This is a genomic window from Streptomyces sp. NPDC101234, from assembly GCF_044767525.1.
GTDB lineage: Bacteria > Actinomycetota > Actinomycetes > Streptomycetales > Streptomycetaceae > Streptomyces > Streptomyces sasae.
This window is the reverse complement of record NZ_JBIWOA010000020.1, coordinates 154,059-171,994: the sequence shown is the minus strand read 5'-3', so window position 1 is coordinate 171,994 and position 17,936 is coordinate 154,059. Positions and strand designations below refer to the sequence as shown.

17 protein-coding genes and 1 pseudogene are annotated in these 17,936 nt (G+C 70.6%); 6 read left to right on the top strand and 12 right to left on the bottom strand.

Annotated features, from left to right (window positions below; genetic code table 11):
* Nucleotides 1–185: 185 nt before the first annotated feature.
* Nucleotides 186–1,388 (top strand): glycosyltransferase, encoded by a 1,203-nt coding sequence (locus ACIRR9_RS32780; RefSeq protein WP_123981999.1) that lies wholly within the window; start codon nt 186–188, stop codon nt 1,386–1,388.
* Nucleotides 1,389–1,439: 51 nt separating this feature from the next.
* Here the strand turns inward: ACIRR9_RS32780 and ACIRR9_RS32775 are convergent, their stop codons facing one another.
* Nucleotides 1,440–1,973, bottom strand: a complete 534-nt coding sequence (locus ACIRR9_RS32775) for a GNAT family N-acetyltransferase (RefSeq protein ID WP_403759268.1) — start codon at nt 1,971–1,973, stop codon at nt 1,440–1,442.
* A gap of 79 nt (nt 1,974–2,052) precedes the next feature.
* Between ACIRR9_RS32775 and ACIRR9_RS32770 the strand changes: the two genes are divergently transcribed.
* Complete coding sequence (locus ACIRR9_RS32770) at nt 2,053–2,562, top strand: DinB family protein (protein ID WP_403759265.1); 510 nt, start codon at nt 2,053–2,055, stop codon at nt 2,560–2,562.
* A gap of 107 nt (nt 2,563–2,669) precedes the next feature.
* Here ACIRR9_RS32770 and ACIRR9_RS32765 read toward each other — a convergent pair whose 3' ends face one another.
* Nucleotides 2,670–3,731, bottom strand: coding sequence for a hypothetical protein (locus ACIRR9_RS32765; protein WP_403759262.1), 1,062 nt, complete (start codon nt 3,729–3,731; stop codon nt 2,670–2,672).
* A 207-nt stretch (nt 3,732–3,938) separates the two neighbouring features.
* Nucleotides 3,939–6,530 carry an aminopeptidase N gene (gene pepN / locus ACIRR9_RS32760; protein WP_403759259.1) on the bottom strand — a complete coding sequence of 864 codons (2,592 nt, stop codon included), beginning with the start codon at nt 6,528–6,530 and terminating at the stop codon, nt 3,939–3,941.
* Nucleotides 6,531–6,680: 150 nt separating this feature from the next.
* Here pepN and ACIRR9_RS32755 point away from each other — a divergent pair, with 150 nt between their 5' ends.
* Nucleotides 6,681–7,343, top strand: coding sequence for a disulfide bond formation protein DsbA (locus tag ACIRR9_RS32755; RefSeq protein WP_403759256.1), 663 nt, complete (start codon nt 6,681–6,683; stop codon nt 7,341–7,343).
* Between the two features lie 9 nt (nt 7,344–7,352).
* Here ACIRR9_RS32755 and ACIRR9_RS32750 read toward each other — a convergent pair whose 3' ends face one another.
* Complete coding sequence (locus ACIRR9_RS32750) at nt 7,353–7,574, bottom strand: hypothetical protein (RefSeq protein ID WP_123976965.1); 222 nt, start codon at nt 7,572–7,574, stop codon at nt 7,353–7,355.
* A gap of 138 nt (nt 7,575–7,712) precedes the next feature.
* Here ACIRR9_RS32750 and ACIRR9_RS32745 point away from each other — a divergent pair.
* Nucleotides 7,713–7,940: pseudogene (locus ACIRR9_RS32745) on the top strand (SAM-dependent methyltransferase); the annotation flags it as partial.
* Nucleotides 7,941–7,950: 10 nt separating this feature from the next.
* The gene (locus ACIRR9_RS32740) at nt 7,951–8,058 is read left to right on the top strand and encodes a hypothetical protein (RefSeq protein WP_403759369.1); all 108 of its coding nucleotides are present in this window, start codon (nt 7,951–7,953) and stop codon (nt 8,056–8,058) included.
* 119 nt (nt 8,059–8,177) lie between these two features.
* Here ACIRR9_RS32740 and ACIRR9_RS32735 read toward each other — a convergent pair whose 3' ends face one another.
* From ACIRR9_RS32735 to ACIRR9_RS32700, 8 genes are all read right to left on the bottom strand, one after another.
* Nucleotides 8,178–8,819 (bottom strand): superoxide dismutase, encoded by a 642-nt coding sequence (locus ACIRR9_RS32735; RefSeq protein WP_403759253.1) that lies wholly within the window; start codon nt 8,817–8,819, stop codon nt 8,178–8,180.
* 139 nt (nt 8,820–8,958) lie between these two features.
* Nucleotides 8,959–10,353 carry an amino acid permease gene (locus ACIRR9_RS32730; protein WP_403759250.1) on the bottom strand — a complete coding sequence of 465 codons (1,395 nt, stop codon included), beginning with the start codon at nt 10,351–10,353 and terminating at the stop codon, nt 8,959–8,961.
* A 113-nt stretch (nt 10,354–10,466) separates the two neighbouring features.
* Nucleotides 10,467–11,360 carry a TauD/TfdA dioxygenase family protein gene (locus tag ACIRR9_RS32725; RefSeq protein ID WP_403759247.1) on the bottom strand — a complete coding sequence of 298 codons (894 nt, stop codon included), beginning with the start codon at nt 11,358–11,360 and terminating at the stop codon, nt 10,467–10,469.
* Between the two features lie 11 nt (nt 11,361–11,371).
* A complete protein-coding gene (locus ACIRR9_RS32720) occupies nt 11,372–12,709 on the bottom strand; it encodes an LLM class flavin-dependent oxidoreductase (RefSeq protein ID WP_403759244.1) in 1,338 nt (445 codons plus the stop codon).
* 130 nt (nt 12,710–12,839) lie between these two features.
* Nucleotides 12,840–13,553 carry an ABC transporter ATP-binding protein gene (locus ACIRR9_RS32715; protein ID WP_403759241.1) on the bottom strand — a complete coding sequence of 238 codons (714 nt, stop codon included), beginning with the start codon at nt 13,551–13,553 and terminating at the stop codon, nt 12,840–12,842.
* Nucleotides 13,529–14,377: an ABC transporter permease gene (locus ACIRR9_RS32710; RefSeq protein ID WP_123976969.1), complete on the bottom strand. Its 849-nt coding sequence runs from the start codon at nt 14,375–14,377 to the stop codon at nt 13,529–13,531. The genes ACIRR9_RS32715 and ACIRR9_RS32710 overlap by 25 nt, the downstream gene beginning before the upstream one ends.
* On the bottom strand, nt 14,374–15,441 hold the full coding sequence (locus ACIRR9_RS32705) for an ABC transporter substrate-binding protein (RefSeq protein WP_403759238.1): 1,068 nt from the start codon (nt 15,439–15,441) through the stop codon (nt 14,374–14,376). Before ACIRR9_RS32705 ends, ACIRR9_RS32710 begins: the two co-directional genes overlap by 4 nt.
* A gap of 238 nt (nt 15,442–15,679) precedes the next feature.
* The gene (locus tag ACIRR9_RS32700; RefSeq protein ID WP_403759235.1) at nt 15,680–16,867 is read right to left on the bottom strand and encodes an ROK family protein; all 1,188 of its coding nucleotides are present in this window, start codon (nt 16,865–16,867) and stop codon (nt 15,680–15,682) included.
* Between the two features lie 456 nt (nt 16,868–17,323).
* Here ACIRR9_RS32700 and ACIRR9_RS32695 point away from each other — a divergent pair, with 456 nt between their 5' ends.
* Nucleotides 17,324–17,902, top strand: a complete 579-nt coding sequence (locus ACIRR9_RS32695) for a biotin transporter BioY (RefSeq protein WP_365344754.1) — start codon at nt 17,324–17,326, stop codon at nt 17,900–17,902.
* Nucleotides 17,903–17,936: the final 34 nt, after the last annotated feature.

Here is a 17,936-nt window from a genome sequence, read left to right as displayed (position 1 = left end):
CGGGTGATGTCGGGAGTGCGGGATCCGGCGCTCGCCGTGTAAACGCAGCCGACTCCGGCCCGAGACATTCCGTTCATCCGAATGAAACGTCTGTACCGCCTCATATCGGCTAACCCGCGGTTCCCGGGGATGGCTCGATATGGTGCAAGGCTGGTGATCGTGTGGGCGCTCGGCTCGGACTTCGTGTGCTCTCGGTCTACGAGGGATTTTTCTCCGGGGGAGCCCGGATCGTGCACAGTGATGTGCTGCTCGGCCTGGTAGAGGGCGGGCAGCAGTGGCATCGCGTGCTGAGTGTGCACGGTGAGGTCTACCGAGAAGCCACCACACAACGCATGGAGGACGACGCCTGCTACCGCGCCCTTACGGCCGGTGGTATCGACGTCACCTCCCTCGGCCGTACCGCCGGGCTCGTCGACGGCACCGTCGCCGCGTCGGTCTTCAGCGGGCCCGAGCTGGCCGACACGGCCCGGGCGATGGCCGGCGCGGATGTGATCCTGTCGCTGAAGGAGCAGCCGCTCGCGCTGCTCAACCAGGGCGGGCTGCCGCGTCGGCCCGTCGTGGTGTGCCTGCACCGGTCCGACCCGGAGAACCAGGGCCCGGCGCTGGACGAGCTCAAGGCCGCCATCGCGGACGGGACGGTTGTGGCGTGCGTCTGCTGCGCCGAGTCGACGCGGGACGCGTACGAGGCCGCCGGGATCCCCGGTGAGCTGCTGCACGTGATCCCCAACGGGGTCGACCTGCTCCGGTTCCGGCCGGATGCCGCGGTGCGGCTCGCCTTCCGGGAGTCCCTCGGGATTCCCGCCACCGCCCCCGTCGTCGTCTTCGCCGCCCGGTACGCCGGTATGAAGAACGTCCCGCTCTTCCTGCGGGCGGCCAGGGCGTGGCTGGCCCGCGAGGGCGGCGGCCACGTGATCATGTGCGGTGCGGGGATGACCGACGAGAACCCCGCCCTCTGGGCGGACATCGAGGTCGCCTTCGGCGCCGACCGTGCCGCCCTCGGCGACCGGGTGCACCTGCTCGGCGTGCGGCACGACATGGAGGCCGTCTACGCCGGCTCCGACGTCGTCGCCCTCACCTCCGCCTCCGGTGAGGCGGCGCCGCTCTGCCTCATCGAGGGCATGATGTGCGGCGCCGTACCCGTCACCACGGACGTCGGCGACAGCGCGTCGATCGTCGAGGGGCATGGCTTCGTGACGCCCTTCGATCCGGATGCGATCGCCTTCGCCTGGTCCGCGGCCGTCGCCGAGCGGCAGACCTTCGCACCGGCGCTGGACGCGAGTCGCGAGCGGTTCAGCCGTACCCGGATGATCGCCGCGTACGCGGACCTGCTCGGCCGCGTCGTCGGCGACGTACGCGACGAACTGCGTCCAGGCGTCAGCGGGCAGTAGCAGAGCGGGGCCGGCGGGGTTCCAGGAGAGCCGGCACCGGCAGTTGGAGAGTCACCCGGGCAGCGGGTCGTCGCGGAGGACGCCGTAGAGGACGCAGTCGCGCCAGCGGCCGTCCCGGAACACGGCGGCGCGCATCACTCCTTCCCGGGTGAAGCCCGCCTTCTCCAGGGCGCGTTGCTCGGCGATGTTCTCCAGGTCGGTGTCGGCCTGGATGCGTTGCACGGGAGTGTGGGCGAACAGGTAGCGGACGAGGAGGTGTTGGGCGCGGGTGCCGATGCCTCGGCCCCGGGCCTCCGGTGCCAGTGCGATGCCCATGCTCCAGCAGTACGACGTGGGGCCCGTCCCCAGCTTGTGCCAGGAGACGAATCCGAGCGGAGCACCGGCATCGGAAGCGTCGACGACCAACTGGCCGTCGTCCGGGCCGAGCAGACCGTTCTCCGCGAAACGGCGCCGGAAGCGGTCGGGGTCCCGCCAGCCGAACCACTGGAAGGGACTGGCCGCTTCGGGGTCGAAGAGGAACCGCTCCAGCAGGGGGAGGTCGTCCTCGCGGGCGGGGCGCAGTATCACGGACGTGTCATCGCTCATCGCGGTCACGTTAGCCCCTGCCTGCGCGCGCGTTTAATGGTTTGACGGCGGCGCCCGGTGTCGCGGATCGTTCCGCGCGATGACAGAGACACGTACGGACACGCCTCCCGCCCGGGACGAGCGCACCCAGTTGACCACGTTCCTCGACTACGCCCGGGACACCGCCCGTGCCAAGTGCGAGGGGGTTTCCGCGGAGGACGCGCGCCGGGCCCCGCTGCCGGGCTCCCCGCTGATGACCATCTCCGGGCTGATCAACCATCTTCGGTGGGTCGAGTACTACTGGTTCCAGGTCGTCTTCCTCGGCGAGGAGGACCTGGGGCCCTGGACCGAGGAGGACCCCGACCGCGAGATGCGGATCGCCGTCGACTTCCCGCTGGAGCAACTGCTGGCGGAGTACGAGGAGCAGAGCGCCCGGTACCGGGAACTGGTCGCCTCGGCCGCCCTCGACGCGGAGGCCAAGACCCCGATCCGCGACGGCCGGCACCCCGACCTGCGCTGGATCCTTCTCCATCTGACCGAGGAGACGGCCCGCCACAACGGCCACCTCGACATCATCAGGGAGATCGTCGACGGCCGTACCGGCGTGTGACCGGCGGCGGTCCGCACCGGACATCGTCCTGACGGCATACGGAGGGGCCGTCGGTCCCCCTCCGGACCGGCGGCCCCTCCGCTCCCCTCCTGCTGCCGAGGTCCCCCTTATCGGGGCAGCACCACGACATACGCGGCCGGATCGCGGTCGCCGGCCGCCATCAGGGCCGTCCGGATCACCGCCGCCTGCTGCTCCATCGAGTCGCGCAGCTTCTTCGGTGTGATGTGGACGACCGTGATGCCCAGTCGCTCCAAGTGCTCCCGCTTGCGGGCGTATTCGGACCACTGGGCGTCCTCGTCCTGCCGGTGGCCCGGGCCATGGCCCTGGTGCGGGGCGCGGGTGTCCAGCTCGACGCCGACCGCGTGGTCGGGCCAGTAGGCGTCCAGACCGCCCAGGTGCGGGCCGCCCGGCAGCCGCAGGTCCACGTTCCAGACCGGGTCGGGCAGGCCGTACTCGTGGACCATGCGGTAGAGGCGGTCCTCCGCGATCGCCCGGCCCTCGGCGACCAGGGAGTCCACCGCGTCCACCACGTGTGGGCGCGACAGCAGCTTCGCCTGGGTCAACTCCCGTACGACGGCCGTCGGTTCGCAGTGGCGGCCGCGTACCGCCTCGGTCAGCAGCCGCCGTACCGCCGCCGCGTCGGCCAGTTCCGCCACCGCGTCCGCGAGGGCGCGCGGGACCGGGGCCACCGGGAGGCCGGTCACCGGCTCGGGGGCCGGCAGGGCCGAGGTGCGGATCACGCGGACGTAGGAGGTCGAGCGCAGCCGGCGCAGGCGGGGGACCAGGACGTCCACGTGGTCCAGGGACAGGAGCGGCGGGGTGGACGAGAAGCCGTGCAGGGTCAGCGCCGCCAGGCCCGTGATCATCGCCTCCGGGTAGACCGAGCGGTGCGGGGAGCCGGGGGTCGGCTGGGTGGGGACGCCCGGGGCGGACTCGCGGGCCGCGAACAGCAGGGCCCCGTGCAGGCGTTCCTCGCTGGTGGCCGGGCCGGGGTGGAGCAGGACCACGCCCGGCAGGAGCTGCTGCCAGGGGCCTCCCGGCCGGCTCTGCTCGGCGATCTCGTTGGCCGAGACGCCGTGGGAGCGGAGCTGGGCCGTCGTCAGCACCCGGCGGTGGACGTGGGCGAGGTGGCGGAGGGGGCGGGGGGAGAGTGGGGTGTTGTGGGTCATGGCCGGGAGATTCCCGTGTCCGGTCTGCCCCGTAACCGGTGTTACATGTTCGTCGAAGAATGCGGACAACACCGGACTAAAGGACGGGTGTTCGGATGCCGAGTAGGCAGCGAAAACCCCTGGTCCGATCGGGTGTGGACCAGGGGTTACGGTCATGATTGACTGAATTGCGTAACGGTCACCCGGAGGGATACCTCAGGCCAAAGGTCAACCGGTGATTGCCGCCGCGTCGCACTCCTGGCCGCGCAGCGCCCGCGCCAGGTCGTCCCGCGCCTCCAACACCAGCCGACGCAGCGCGGGGGGCGCCTCGGCGTGCGCCGCCAGCCATGCGTCGGTCGCCTCCAGCGTCCGCGGACTGTCCTGGTACGACGGATACAGACCGCGGACCACGTCCATGCCGATCTGGATCGAGCGGTCCTCCCAGACGCGCGCGATCACCTCGAAGTACTTCTCCGCGTACGGGGCCAGGAGGTCCCGCTGGGACGCCTGGGCGAAGCCCGCGATCGTCGCCTCGACCAGCGCGTTGGACAGCGCCTCCGACTCCACGACCTGTGCCCACGCCTGCGCCTTCACGGCCGCCGAGGGGCGGGCGGCCAGGCAGCGCACCTGGTGGCGCTTGCCGGACGCCGTGTCGTCCCGGGCCAGTTCGGCCGCCAGCGCGGACTCGTCGGCCGCGCCATGGGCCGCCAGGGGTTCCAGGAACGCCCAGCGCAGCTCCTGGTCGACGTCCAGGCCGTCGAACGTCGCCGTGCCCGCCAGCAGCTCCTGGAGCAGCTGGAAGTCGGACCCGGCGGATGCCGTCGACGCGAAGAAACGTGCCCAGGCCAGCTGGTGCTCACTGCCCGGCTCCGCCTGCCGCAGCTCCCGCAGGGCGCCCTCGGAGAGCAGCCGCTCGGCCGTCTCCCGCCACGCCGGCGCCACATAGTGCACCAGCGCCGACTCCGCCCACGCCTGGAGCATCTGCAGCACACCGATGTCCGACTCACGGCCCGCGAAGCGCAGCACCAGGCCGACGAAGTCCCGGGCCGGCAGCAGCGCGTCCCGGGTCAGGTTCCACAGCGCCGACCAGCACAGGGCCCGGGCCAGCGGGTCGGTCAGGGCGCCCAGGTGGTCCCGGAGGGTCGCCAGTGACGTGTCGTCGAAGCGGATCTTGCAGTAGGTGAGGTCGTCGTCGTTGACCAGGACCAGTTCCGGCGCCTCGGCCCCGGCCAGCTCCGCGATCACCGTGCGCGGGCCGTCGACGTCCGCCTCCACGCGCGCGTACCGCTCCAGCGCGCCCTCTGCCGTACGGCCGTAGAGGCCGATCGCGACCCGGTGCGGACGCAGTTCCGGGTGGTCCGCCGGGGCGATCACAGCGGCCTCCTGCACCACCGCCAGCTCGGCGATCCGGCCGTCCGCGGTCAGCAGCACCTGCGGGGTCAGCGAGTTCACCCCGGCCGTCTGCAGCCACTTCCGCGCCCATGCGCTCATGTCCCGGCCGCTGGTCTCCGCGAGGACCGACAGCAGGTCACCGAGCCGGGTGTTGCCGTACGCGTTGCGCTTGAAGTAGCGGCGGGCGCCCTCCAGGAAGGCGTCCTGGCCGACGTACGCCACGAGCTGCTTGAGAACGCTCGCGCCCTTCGCGTACGTGATGCCGTCGAAGTTGAGCTTGGCGTCCTGCAGATCGCGGATGTCGGCCGTGATCGGGTGGGTGGAGGGCAGTTGGTCTGCGCGGTACGCCCACGCCTTGCGGCGGTTGGCGAAGGTGGTCCACGCGTTCTGGAAGCGGGTCGCGCCGACGTTGGCGAACGTGCCCATGAAGTCCGCGAAGGACTCCTTCAGCCACAGGTCGTCCCACCACACCATGGTGACCAGGTCGCCGAACCACATGTGCGCCATCTCGTGCAGGATGACGTTGGCCCGCGCCTCGTACGACGCCTGCGTCACCTTGCCGCGGAAGATGTACTCCTCGCGGAAGGTCACCAGGCCCGGGTTCTCCATCGCGCCGAGGTTGTACTCGGGCACGAACGCCTGGTCGTACTTCCCGAACGGGTACGGGTAGTCGAAGTGCTCGTGGAAGAAGTCCAGGCCCTGTTTGGTGACCAGGAAGACGTCGTCGGCGTCGAAGTAGGGGGCCAGGCCCTTGCGGCACATCGCGCCGAGGGGGATGTCGAGCGTCGTCCCGTCGGGGAACGTCCGGGAGTAGGAGTCCGTCACATAGTGGTACGGCCCCGCCACCACACACGTGATGTACGTCGAGATCGGCTTCGTCTCCGCGAACCGCCAGACGCCGTCGGTGAGTTCACCGGCGCCGTTGCTCCACACCGTCCACTCCTCCGGCGCCCGCACCTCGAAGCGGAACGGCGCCTTGAGGTCCGGCTGCTCGAAGTTGGCGAACACCCGGCGGGAGTCGGCCGGTTCGTACTGCGTGTAGAGGTAGACCTCGCCGTCCTCGGGGTCGACGAAGCGGTGCAGGCCCTCGCCGGTGCGGGAGTAGGCGCACTGCGCGTCCACCACCAGCTCGTTCTCCGCGGCCAGGCCCTCCAGGGCGATCCGGGTGCCGTCGAAGACCTCGCCCGGGTCCAGATCCTTGCCGTTGAGGGTGACGGCGGTCACGCCCGGTGCGATCAGGTCGGCGAAGCTCGACGCGCCCGGCTCGCTGCACCGGAAGCGGATCGTGGTGACCGAACGGAAGGTCCGCGGCCCGCCCTCGCCCTCGCCGACGGCGGACCGCACGTCCAGCGACACGTCGTAGCCGTCGACCGACAGCAGGGCGGCCCGCTCCCGGGCCTCGTCGCGGGACAGATTCTCACCGGGCACGGGCGGCACTCCCTTGTCGTCGATACGCGTCGTTGTCGGTACGCCGGAACAGCACCGATCCTCCCATGTGCACCTGACAGCGGGTAGCGGGAATGGGGCGGCCGGTGCCGGTGTTGCCGCAGGAAAACGGCCGTATTTCCGAGGAGAACCATGTCCGAGACCGTGACCGGCTCCGGCAAGACCCCCGTCGACTTCTGGTTCGACCCGCTGTGCCCCTGGGCCTGGATGACCTCCCGGTGGGTCCTGGAAGTGGAGAAGGTCCGGGACATCGAGGTCCGCTGGCACATCATGAGCCTGGGCGTGCTCAACGAGAACCGGCTCGACGAGCTCCCCGAGGAGTACCGCGAGCTGCTGGAGACCAAGGCGTGGAAGCCGATCCGCGTGGTCACCGCGGCCTGGCAGAAGCACGGCGCGGACATCCTCGGCCCGCTCTACACCGCGCTCGGCACCCGTATCCACAACAACGGCGAGGGCCCGACCCTGGAGGCCATCGCCGGTGCGCTCGCCGACGTCGGCCTGCCGGCCGACCTGATCGACTACGCCGAGCAGGCCGACTTCGAGTTCGACGCCCAGCTGCGTGCCTCCCACAAGGAGGGCATCGACAAGGTCGGCCAGGACGTCGGTACCCCGGTCATCGCGGTCCCCGGCGCCGACGGCGAGCAGATCGCCTTCTTCGGTCCGGTCGTCACCCCCGCCCCCAAGGGCGAGGAGGCGGCCCGCCTGTGGGACGGCACCCTCGCGGTCGCCTCCGTCCCCGGCTTCTACGAGATCAAGCGCACCCGCACCAAGGGCCCCGACTTCAGCAACCTGTGACCGTGCCGGTCAGCTGAAGGAGACGGGCAGGGAGAAGCCGTCCGACCGGTTGAAGCGGGGCTGCACCCACAGGCACTGGCCCAGCGAGGTCTTGCCCTCGCACCGCCAGAAGCCGTGCGCGCCCTTCTTCTCGTAGACCGACGCGATGTGCTTCTCCTCCTCCGCGGTGACCCTGCGGAACGGATGCAGCTTCTCGCCGGGGCAGTTGGGGCAGTGCAGCATGTCGGACACACGAGCCTCCCGGATCGATCCGGCGAAACGGCCGGAACCGGGAGCATAGGTGCGGCGCCCTTTCTCGGGTGAGCCCGGAATCCGTCCCGCCGGGGCGGATTCCGGACGCGGCCCCATCTGCCGTAGCGCCATGGGCACATGACGGAGATCGACACCTCGGTGCCGCATTCGGCGCGCATCTGGAACTACTGGCTCGGCGGTAAGGACAACTACCTCGTGGACCAGGAGGCCGGTGACGCCTACACCGCCGTCTTCCGCGGGATCGTGACCATCGCCCGCAGCAGCCGGGCCTTCCTCGGCCGCAGCATCCGCCACCTCGTGGAGGAGGCGGGGGTACGGCAGTTCCTGGACGTCGGCACCGGGCTACTTCGAGGGGCTGGAGCTGGTCGGGCCGGGAGCGGTCCCGGTTCCCCTGTGGCGTCCCGAGGCCGGTGCGGACCAGCGGCCGATCGGGCAGCACGGCGGCCTGGGCCGCAAGCCGTGACGCACTGACGCCCGCACCGGGAGAGCCCCCGCGAGTCGTGTCCTCGCGGGGGCTCTCCCTTCCTCCGCCTGCCCTCTGTGAACGGTGAGAAGACGATCACGAGGCAGGACGCCGGGACGTCAGGGGGCCAGGAGCAGCACATCCGCCCGCGACCGCGCCGCCGCGTAGCGGTGTGCCACGTCCTGCCAGTCGACGACCTGCCACATGGCCTCGATGAAGTCGAACTTCTGGTTCCGGTACTGGAGATAGAACGCGTGCTCCCACGCGTCGAAGACCAGGACCGGCGTCGAGCCCTGGCCGACGTTGCCCTGGTGGTCGTAGACCTGCTCGACGATCAGCCGGCCGCTGAGCGGTTCGTACGCGAGGACGCCCCAGCCGGAGCCCTGGGTCGTGGCCGCCGCCCTGGACAGCTGCGCCCTGAACGCGGCGAAGGAGCCGAAGGACTCGGTGATCGCGTCCGCGAGGTCGCCCACGCCGTCCGCCGCGAGGGGTTCGCCGCCGCCGTCCCCCGACATGTTCCGCCAGTAGATCGAGTGGAGGATGTGGCCGGAGAGATGGAAGGCGAGGTTCTTCTCCAGGCCGTTGAGGGACGCCCACTGTTCCTTGTCCCGTGCCTCCGCCAGCTGCTCCAGGGTGTCGTTGGCGCCCTTCACATACGCCGCGTGGTGCTTGTCGTGGTGCAGTTCGATGATCTCGGGGCTGATCACCGGCGCCAGCGCGGCGTAGTCGTACGGCAGCTCGGGAAGCGTGTAGACGAGCATGGGTGGGTCCCCTCCGACCTCTTATTGCGAAGGACTTGCAAGTACACGTTAGCAACAAGAAGCCTGGTGCGGGCAAGAGCCGAGGCCCCCACGTGTCGTCACGTGAGGGCCTCGGGAGGGGGTCTTCGGGAGAGTCGCGTCAGACGCCCGCGCGCCTCCGCTGCCGCGCGTAGCCCACCGCCGCCAGGACGGCCGTCATCCCGCCCGTGTAGTACAGCTGCACCCGGGTGTCCGCCTCGCGGGCCATCAGGACGAAGATCGCCGTCATGCCCGCCAGCGCCAGCCACGTCAGATACGGGAACGCCCACATCCGGACGACCAGCTTCTCCGGGTTCTCCCGTTCCACGCGGCGGCGCAGCAGCAGCTGGGAGACGGCGATGAAGAACCAGACGACCAGGATGACCCCGCCGATCATGTTCAGCAGCCAGGGGAAGACGTCGTCGGGGCGCCAGTGGCTGAGCAGTACGCAGACGAAGCCGAAGACGCAGGAGGTGAGCACCGCGACGCGCGGGACGCCTCCGGAGACCCTGGCCGGCACCTTGGGGCCCTGGCCCCGCGCCACCAGGGAGTGGGCGATGCGCGAGGAGCCGTAGATGTTGGCGTTCATCGCGGAGAGCAGGGCGACGAGGACGACGACGTTCATCAGCTGCCCCGCGCCGGGGATGCCCAGGTGGTCCAGGGCGGCGACGTACGGGCCCTTCGTCACGACCTCCTTGGAGTCCCAGGGGACGAGGGTGACGATGACCGCCATCGAGCCGATGTAGAAGAGCGCGATGCGCCACATGGCGGTGCGGACCGCGCTCGCCACGCCCCGGACCGGGTTCTCCGACTCGGCCGCCGCGATGGTCACCGTCTCCAGGCCGCCGTAGGCGAAGACCGAGGCGAGCAGGCCGATGATCAGGCCCTGGCCGCCGTTCGGAAGGAGGTCGGTGAGGTTCGAGACACCCGGGGAGTCCGTGCCGGGGAGCACGCCGGCGATCGCCAGGACACCCAGGACCAGGAAGAGGCTGATCGCGCCGACCTTCAGCGCCGCGAACCAGAACTCGAACTCGCCGAAGTTGCGCACCGCGGCCAGGTTCGTCACACAGAAGACGACCATGAAGAGGGCGACCCATGCCCACTCCGGCGTCCCCGGCAGCCAGCCCGTGACGATCTTCGCGGCGCCGATGCCCTCCAGACCCACCGCCGTGCACAGCAGCACCCAGAACGACCAGCCCGCCGTGAAGCCCGCCCACGGCCCGATCGCCCGCTCCGCGTGCGCCGAGAAGGAACCTGACGACGGGTACGCGGCCGACATCTCGCCCAGCATCCGCATCACCAGCATCACGATGAGACCGGAGAGCGTGTAGGCGATCACGATGGAGGGACCGGCGGCGGCGATCCCCGCGCCGGAGCCCACGAAGAGGCCCGCGCCGATGACACCGCCCAGGGCGATCATCGACAGATGGCGCTGCTTGAGGCCGTGGGAGAGCGAGGCACCGCCGCCGTCGTCGTGTGTAGGCGGTGTCTCGACCTGGGTGCTGCTGTGCGGCATGGGCGCGGCTCGTCCAATGCGTGAGATGGGCAAAAACGCCCACAGTGTGGGCGGCCTCTCCGCTCAGAGGGAGAAGCCGCCCACTATCCGGACGCGTCCGGTGCGCGCAGTGACTACGCGGCTACGGGCGTGTAGTGCGAGGCGTCCCCCTGGATCGAGTAGCTCTCCTTGCCCTCGACGCCGACCGGGATGTCACCGGCGAGGGTCACCCGGTGCAGCCGGCGCGGCCGGCCGTCGTAGTTGTCGATGGCGTAGTGCTGGGTGATCCGGTTGTCGAAGACGACCAGCTGGTTCTCGGACCAGCGGTGGCGCAGGATGTTCTCCGGACGGGTGACGTACGCCTGGAGCAGGTCGAGGATCCGGCGCGACTCGGACGGCGAGAGGCCGACGATGCGCTGCGCGAACCCGCCGATGTACAGGCCGCGTTCACCGGTCAGCGGGTGGACGCGGACGACCGGGTGGACCGTGCGGTACTTGATCGACGTGAACTGGGCGCGCTGGGCGGCCTGCTGCTCGTCGATCTCCTCGTCGGGCACGGCGTAGTCGTAGTCATTGGTGTGCTCCGCCCACAGGGTGTCCGCCAACTGGCGCAGCGGCTCGGGCAGTTGCCGGTAGGCGGCGGCCGAGCTGGCGATCAGGGTCTCACCGCCGTACGGCGGGATCGTGATCGAGCGCAGGGTGGTGGCCTGGGGCGGGTTGAGGACGAACGTCACGTCGGTGTGCCAGTGGTTGGCGGCCCGGCCGCGCTCGCTGTCCACCGGGAGGACGTTCGGGACGCCGTCGACCGAGGAGACCGTCGGGTGCGCGGTGGTGACCTCGCCGAAGGTGCGGACGAACGCCTGGTGGGAGTCGTCGTCGAGGTTCACGTCGTCGAAGACGAGCGCCTTGTGCGTGTTGAGGGCCTCACGGACTGCGGTGGCCGTCCCGGTGTCGAGGGGGCGGGAGATGTCGACGCCCGAGACCCGGGCGCCGATGTTCGCGGTGATCTTGCTGATCTGGAGGGACATGGCGGTTCCTTTCAGGCGAACACAGGGCTGGCGGTGTACTGGTTGGCGGGGCGCGGGAGGCCGTAGCGCTCCCGCAGGGTCCGGCGCGGGCCGTACTCCTCGCGCAGCAGGCCGCGGGCACGCAGGATCGGTACGACGTGGTCGACGAAGGTCTCCAGACCGGAGGGCAGCACGGGCGGCATGATGTTGAAGCCGTCGGCGGCGCCCTGCGTGAACCAGGTCTCGATCGCGTCCGCGACCTGGTCCGGTGTCCCGGCGAAGGTCAGATGGCCGCGGCCGCCGCCGAGCCGCCCGATCAGCTGCCGTACGGTCAGCCGCTCACGGCGGGCCAGTTCGACGACCAGCGTGTAACGGCTCTTGGCCCCCTCGATGGCGTCCTCGGACGGCAGCTCGGCCGGCAGTTCCCGGTCCAACTCCAGGGTTCCCTCGGGGAGATGGAGGAGCCGTTCCAGGTTGGCCACGCCGTGCCGGTGCACGATGTGGTCCTCCAGGAGCTGTTCGTGCGCCCGCGCCTCGGCCTCCGTCGAGCCGATCACCGGGACGATGCCGGGCAGCACCTTGATGTGGTCGGGATCGCGGCCGGCCGCGGCCGTACGCGCCTTGAGGTCGGCGTAGAAGGAACGCGCGTCCTCGATGGTCTGCTGCGCGGTGAACACCGCCTCCGCATACCGGGCGGCGAACGCCTTGCCGTCCTCGCTGGACCCCGCCTGCACCAGCAGCGGGTAACCCTGCGGGGAGCGGGGCACGTTGAGCGCGCCCTCGACACTGAAGTACGGCCCCTGGTGCAGCGGCGGGTGGATCTTCGCGTCGTCGCCCCAGACCCCGGACGCCTTGTCGGCGACGATCGCGTCGTCCTCCCAGCTGTCCCAGAGTTTCAGCGCCACGTCGAGGAACTCGGCGGCCCGCGCGTACCGCTCGGCGTGGGCGGGCTCCTCGGTGATCCCGAAGTTGCGGGCGGCCTCCGCACCCGCCGTGGTGACGATGTTCCAGCCGGCCCGGCCGCCGCTGATGATGTCGAGCGAGGCGAACTTACGGGCCAGGTTGTAGGGGGAGTTGTAGGAGGTGGAGGCGGTGGCGATCAGCCCGATGTGCTCGGTGGCCGTCGCCAGCGCGGTGAGCAGGGTCAGCGGCTCCAGGGCCCCGGCGGGCCGCTGGGCGACACTGCCCCACAGATGCGGGCCGTCGGCGAGGAAGAGCGAGTCGAAGGTGCCGCGCTCGGCGGCCTCGGCCAGCCGCACGTAGTGCGCGAGATCGACATGCGCGTGCGGATCGCTCTCCGGGAGACGCCAGGACGCCTCGTGGTGACCGGTGTTCATGAGAAAGGCGTTGAGGTGGAGCTGGCGGGTCATGCGGGGGTCCTTTGCATCTTTTCAGCCCGTCTGGGGGTCCCCCCTCTGGGGGAGATCGAGGACGAGGCCGTTCAGGCCGAAGCGGGGGTCCGGGGGCGGCAGCCCCCGGGGCGGTCACCGCAAGAGACGGTCACGCGACGTCCTCCGTGACGCCCAGCGCCGCCAGCAGTCGGCTCCGATACCCGCCGCGCGGGTGCTCGTGGTCGATGCTCAGGTCGACGCCGACCCGGCCCTTCTCCAGGACCAGGACGCGGTCGGCGAGGACGATCGCCTCGTCGACGTCGTGGGTGACGAGCAGCACCGACGGGCGGTGCCGTTTCCACAGCTTGCGCAGCAGGTGGTGCATCTTGATCCGGGTGAGCGCGTCCAGCGCCCCGAACGGCTCGTCGGCGAGGAGTAGTTCGGGTTCGCGGACCAGGGAGCGGGCGAGCGCGGCCCGCTGTGCCTCGCCGCCGGACAGCTCGCCCGGCCAGGCCCGCTCCCGGCCGCCGAGGCCGACCTCTTCGAGCGCGGCCCGGCCCCGGTCGTACGCGTCCTTGCCGTCCAGACCCAGCACCACGTTGTCCAGCACCCGGCGCCAGGGCAGCAGCCGGGAGTCCTGGAAGACCACCGACACCCGTTCCGGAGCGGTGAGCTGCCCGCTGCCGGCGACACCGTGGTCGAGTCCCGCGACCGCCCGCAGCAGCGTGCTCTTGCCGGAGCCGCTGTGCCCCAGCAGGGCGGTGAACTGCCCGGCCGGCACATTGAGATCGATGCCGTCGAGGACCGTACGGGCACCGAACGACCGGGTCAGTCCCCGGAGTTGGACGGCGGGGCGGGTCAGCTGCTCAGTGTGCGGCGCCATGACAGCACCCTCCGTTCGATGACGCGGACCACGGTGTCGGAGACGAGACCGAAGACGCCGTAGATCAGCAGACCGACCAGGATGATGTCGCTGCGCCCGTAGTTCTGGGCCTGGAACATCATGTAGCCGAGGCCGCTGGTGGCGTTGATCTGCTCCAGGACGACCAGGCCCAGCCACGACCCGGTGACGCCCAGCCGGAGTCCCACGAAGAATCCCGGCAGCGCGCCGGGGATCACGATCTGCCGGATGAACTGGAGCCTCGACAGGCCCAGTACCTCGGCGAGTTCGACGTACCGGCTGTCGATGGCGGCCAGCGCGGCGTGGGTGTTCAGGTAGATCGGGATGTAGACGACGATCGCGATGATGGCGATCTTGAAGGTCTCGCCGATGCCCAGCCAGAGGATGAACAGCGGGATCAGGCCGAGGGTGGGGATCGCCCGGTTGATCTGCACGGTTCCGTCGATCAGCGCCTCGCCGGTCCGGGTGAGCCCGGAGGCCAGGGCCAGCAGCACCCCGGCGGTGAGTCCGATCGCGAAGCCGTACCCGGCCCGTTCCACGGAGGTCAGGATGTCGGTGCGCAGCGTCCCGGCCGTCCACAGACGGACGGCGGTGTCCAGGACGGTCCAGGGCGCCGGGATCGCGTTCGGGTCGAGCTGCCCGGCGGCGGAGGCGATCGCCCAGGCGGCCAGGAAGACCAGGGGACCGGCCAGCCGGGCGGCGGGCAGCCGCCTGCCGGGGGAGAGGCGGCGGCGCGGACGGACCCGGTGGCTCTCCTCGGCGGCGACCGGCGCGGTGCCGGTGGTCGCGGTGGTCACGGCGGTCATTTGCGGTACTCCTCGGGTACGGACTTCGCGGCGATGCCCTCGAAGCGGTGGTCGAAGAGCGAGGTGACGTCGGTCTTCTTCACGAAGCCGCCCTCCGCCAGCAGATCGGCGGTCTCCTGCTCCCACTTGATCGCCTCGTCCCAGCTCGGCGGGAACAGCGGCTTGTTGGCGAGCTTGGTGATGCCCTGGGCCTGGGCGAGGGTCAGGTTCTGGGTCTTGACGTAGAACTCCTCGTTCCAGGTGTCCGGGTTCTCCCACTGCCAGACCAGGCCCTTGGCCCACTGCGGGATGTACGCGGCGATCGCGGCCGCCTTCGCCGGGTCGTTGAGCACCGCCTGCGGCGCCCACAGCAGGTTGAGCAGGTCGACCACGTCGGTGGTGATCGTGCGGGCGCCCTTCGAGCCGTACTGCTGGAGGTAGGCGGGCACCTGGGTGTTGGCCAGCGGCGCCACGTCCACCTGGCCGGACTGCAGGGCGGTGAGGAACTGGTTGCTGGTCAGCTGCACCAGCTTCACATCGCCGTAGGCGAGCCCGGCCTTCTTCAACGCCCGCAGCAGGACGACCCCTTGGGCCTGCCCCTGCGAGAACGCGAGCTTCTTGCCCTTGAAATCGGCGACCGTGTGGATGTCGCTGCCGGGCTTGGTGGCGAACAGGTAGTTCGGCTTACGGGTGATGCCGATCGCCACGATCTTCGCCGCGAAACCCTGGAAATGCGCCTGGATCGGCGGAATTCCCGCGTTGTTCGCGAGGTCCAGGGACTTGGCGCGGAAGGCGTTGATGACATCGGGACCGGCCCCGATGTTCAGCCAGCTCGACACCGTGAAAGGCAGCGCGGGCAGCTTCGCCAGCTTGAACTGCAGCTGCTGCTGGCCCAGATAGGAGGCGATCTTCAAGCTGGTGCCGGACGGGACCTCGGCGGCCAGCGGAGCGGTGGAGGCGCCCGCGGTGTCGGCGGCGGCGCTGCCGCCTGCGCAGCCGCTCAGCCCGGCCACGGCCGCCGAGGCGCCGAGCAGTGAGGTGAGGAAGAGCCGGCGGTCGATGCCGGAAGGGTACGCAGAAGGCATGGGAGGGCTCCCGGGAGTGAAGCAGCGGAAAGGCAGAGCGAATTACCGGCGACGGAGGGCCGGAAAGAGCGGTCTCGCAGAGAGAGATCTCACGCAGAACATGCGGATGCAGATGCGGAGCATGCGGTGAAACGCGCGCCTTGGGCGCGCCAAGACGTCAGCAACAAAGAGTGCGACAGGTCATGAGAAAGATGTTCCTTGTCGTGTGCGACGACTGTCAATATTCCGAGTTTCTGAATTAAATAAGCTCTGGTGACGCGCTCAACGGGTCCCGGTACAGCACGTCCAGGGCCACCGAACCGCCCGCCACCGCCAGCACGGAGGCTCCGAAACTGGTGGGCAGCACGGGCGCCCGCTCCGGCCCGACCGCCTCCCGCAGCGCGGCGAGACAGTCCTCGCGGTGCAGCACACCCACCTCGGTGACGACCACGCTCTCCGGGTTCAGGACGTCGAGCAGCAGCCCGGCCGCCCGCCCGGTCATACGCGCCCGCTCCACCAGCAGCCGCACGGCCACCGGGTCACCGGCCCGCGCCGCCGCCAGGACGTCCATCGGGTTGGGTCCCTCGACGACCCCGGCCGCCCGGGCCCGCCGTACCAGCGTCCGTTCGCTCAGCTCCGCCTGGAGGCAGCCCGTACGACCGCAGCCACAGGGCTCGGTGCCGCCCGGCACCGGGAGATGAGCGATCGTGCCCGCCTGGGAGCGCGGCCCGTGGTGCACCTCGTCGCCGGTGGCGAAGGCCGCGTCGACCACGTTCCCGACGAACAGATGCAGCACGCTCCGGCTGCCCCGGGCCCGCCCGAACAGCCGCTCTCCGTTGACCAGCGCCCGCGCATGCCCGTCCACATGGACCGGCAGCCCGGTGTGCGCGCCGAGCAGCTCCCGCACCGGCACCTCCCGCCAGCCCAGCAGCGGATGTTCGACGACGGTCCCGGAGTCCCGGTCCACCCAGCCGCCGACGGCGACCCCGACACCCAGTGGCCGGCTGCCCGGCACCTCGGCGAGCAGCGCGGCCAGCCCGGCGGCGGCCCGCGCCAGCACGGCGAGCGGATCGACGGCGCCCGAGTGCTTCAACTCCCGCCGCAGCACCACCCGTCCGCGCAGATCGAGCAGCGCGACCGTGGTGTACGGCACGGCCACATGCACCCCGCCGACCACGAACCGCGAGTCGTCGAGATCGACGGGAACGTGCGGCCGGCCCACGCCCTTCAGCCGGCGCGGCACCTCCGCCTCCCGGATCAGACCGAGTTCGGTGAACCGGGCGCAGTAGTCGGTGACCGATGCCGGGGACAGCCCGGTCAGCCGGGCGATGGTGGAGCGGGCGACCGGCCCGTGCTCCAGGACCGAGCGCAGGACCACACTGGCGCTGGTCCGCCGCCGGTCGGTGGGGGGAGGGTTGGTGAGCGGGGGTGCCGCGGTACGGGGCATGGGAAACCGTCCTCGGGAACGGGGCCGACACGTCTCGTCTCGGAGATCGAGGCGCGCCCGGACCGGCTCCCGCCGTCCCGCCGCGCGGCCTCAGGCCGTACGGCGACAGGTGGCAGCCCCTTGCCGTCGCAGGTCGACATAGCGACGCGACGTGAGGTTCAGGGACTGGGCTGCCATGTCCAAAAGCGTAGGCCAGGAACCTTGAATCCCACCAGACCGCTAGGGTTCGGTTGGTGGAACTCCACAGAGCTGTTCAACGCCGTTGACGTGAGCGAAACATCTCTGCCTCAGTGATCGGCATCACCCTGTACCGCGTGTAACCCACATCCTTTGTGGGGAGCCCACCAAGCGTCACTTCCGGCCTTTGTCGATCGCTGACGTGTTCGGCTCAGGCGGGCCGGGATAGCGTCACGATGTCCCCTGCTTGTCCGCCCACCCTCACCTCGCGGAGTCCCCATGAGCACCGCCACCGCGGCCGCCCGCCCCGGCATCGTCCTCGCCGACCTCCTGCCCGCGTCCCGGGTACGCGATGCCGCACTCGTGCTGGGCGGCGCCGCGCTCACCGGCCTCGCCGCCCAGATCGCCGTCCCGGTGCCCGGCTCCCCGGTCCCGGTGACCGGCCAGACCTTCGCGGCCCTGCTCGTCGGCACCAGCCTGGGCGCCCGCCGCGGTGTCGCCTCGCTCGCCCTGTACGCGCTGGCGGGCCTGATGGGCGTGCCGTGGTTCGCGAGCGGCACCTCCGGCCTCTCCGTCTCCTTCGGTTACATCCTCGGCATGATCCTCGCCTCCGCCGCCGTCGGCGCCCTGGCCCGGCGCGGCGCCGACCGGGGCGCGCTGCGCATGGCGGGCACGATGGTGCTCGGCGAGGCGATCATCTACGCGATCGGCGTGCCGTACCTCGCCTACACCGCCCACCTGTCGGCGTCCGCGGCGATCGCCGCCGGCCTCACCCCCTTCCTCATCGGCGACGCGCTGAAGGCGGCCCTGGCGATGGGCGCGACGCCCACGGCGTGGAAGCTCGTCGGCAAGCGCTGACACGACGGCGGCAGACATCCGCGAAGCGGGCCCG

Excerpts from the sequence above, each read along its gene's own strand:
- ACIRR9_RS32775 (WP_403759268.1), bottom strand. The coding sequence starts at position 1,973 with ATGAGCGATGACACGTCCGTGATACTGCGCCCCGCCCGCGAGGACGAC.
- ACIRR9_RS32770 (WP_403759265.1), top strand. The coding sequence starts at position 2,053 with ATGACAGAGACACGTACGGACACGCCTCCCGCCCGGGACGAGCGCACC.
- ACIRR9_RS32765 (WP_403759262.1), bottom strand. The coding sequence starts at position 3,731 with ATGACCCACAACACCCCACTCTCCCCCCGCCCCCTCCGCCACCTCGCC.
- ACIRR9_RS32755 (WP_403759256.1), top strand. The coding sequence starts at position 6,681 with ATGTCCGAGACCGTGACCGGCTCCGGCAAGACCCCCGTCGACTTCTGG.
- ACIRR9_RS32735 (WP_403759253.1), bottom strand. The coding sequence starts at position 8,819 with ATGCTCGTCTACACGCTTCCCGAGCTGCCGTACGACTACGCCGCGCTG.
- ACIRR9_RS32730 (WP_403759250.1), bottom strand. The coding sequence starts at position 10,353 with ATGCCGCACAGCAGCACCCAGGTCGAGACACCGCCTACACACGACGAC.
- ACIRR9_RS32725 (WP_403759247.1), bottom strand. The coding sequence starts at position 11,360 with ATGTCCCTCCAGATCAGCAAGATCACCGCGAACATCGGCGCCCGGGTC.
- ACIRR9_RS32720 (WP_403759244.1), bottom strand. The coding sequence starts at position 12,709 with ATGACCCGCCAGCTCCACCTCAACGCCTTTCTCATGAACACCGGTCAC.
- ACIRR9_RS32715 (WP_403759241.1), bottom strand. The coding sequence starts at position 13,553 with ATGGCGCCGCACACTGAGCAGCTGACCCGCCCCGCCGTCCAACTCCGG.
- ACIRR9_RS32710 (WP_123976969.1), bottom strand. The coding sequence starts at position 14,377 with ATGACCGCCGTGACCACCGCGACCACCGGCACCGCGCCGGTCGCCGCC.
- ACIRR9_RS32705 (WP_403759238.1), bottom strand. The coding sequence starts at position 15,441 with ATGCCTTCTGCGTACCCTTCCGGCATCGACCGCCGGCTCTTCCTCACC.
- ACIRR9_RS32700 (WP_403759235.1), bottom strand. The coding sequence starts at position 16,867 with ATGCCCCGTACCGCGGCACCCCCGCTCACCAACCCTCCCCCCACCGAC.
- ACIRR9_RS32695 (WP_365344754.1), top strand. The coding sequence starts at position 17,324 with ATGAGCACCGCCACCGCGGCCGCCCGCCCCGGCATCGTCCTCGCCGAC.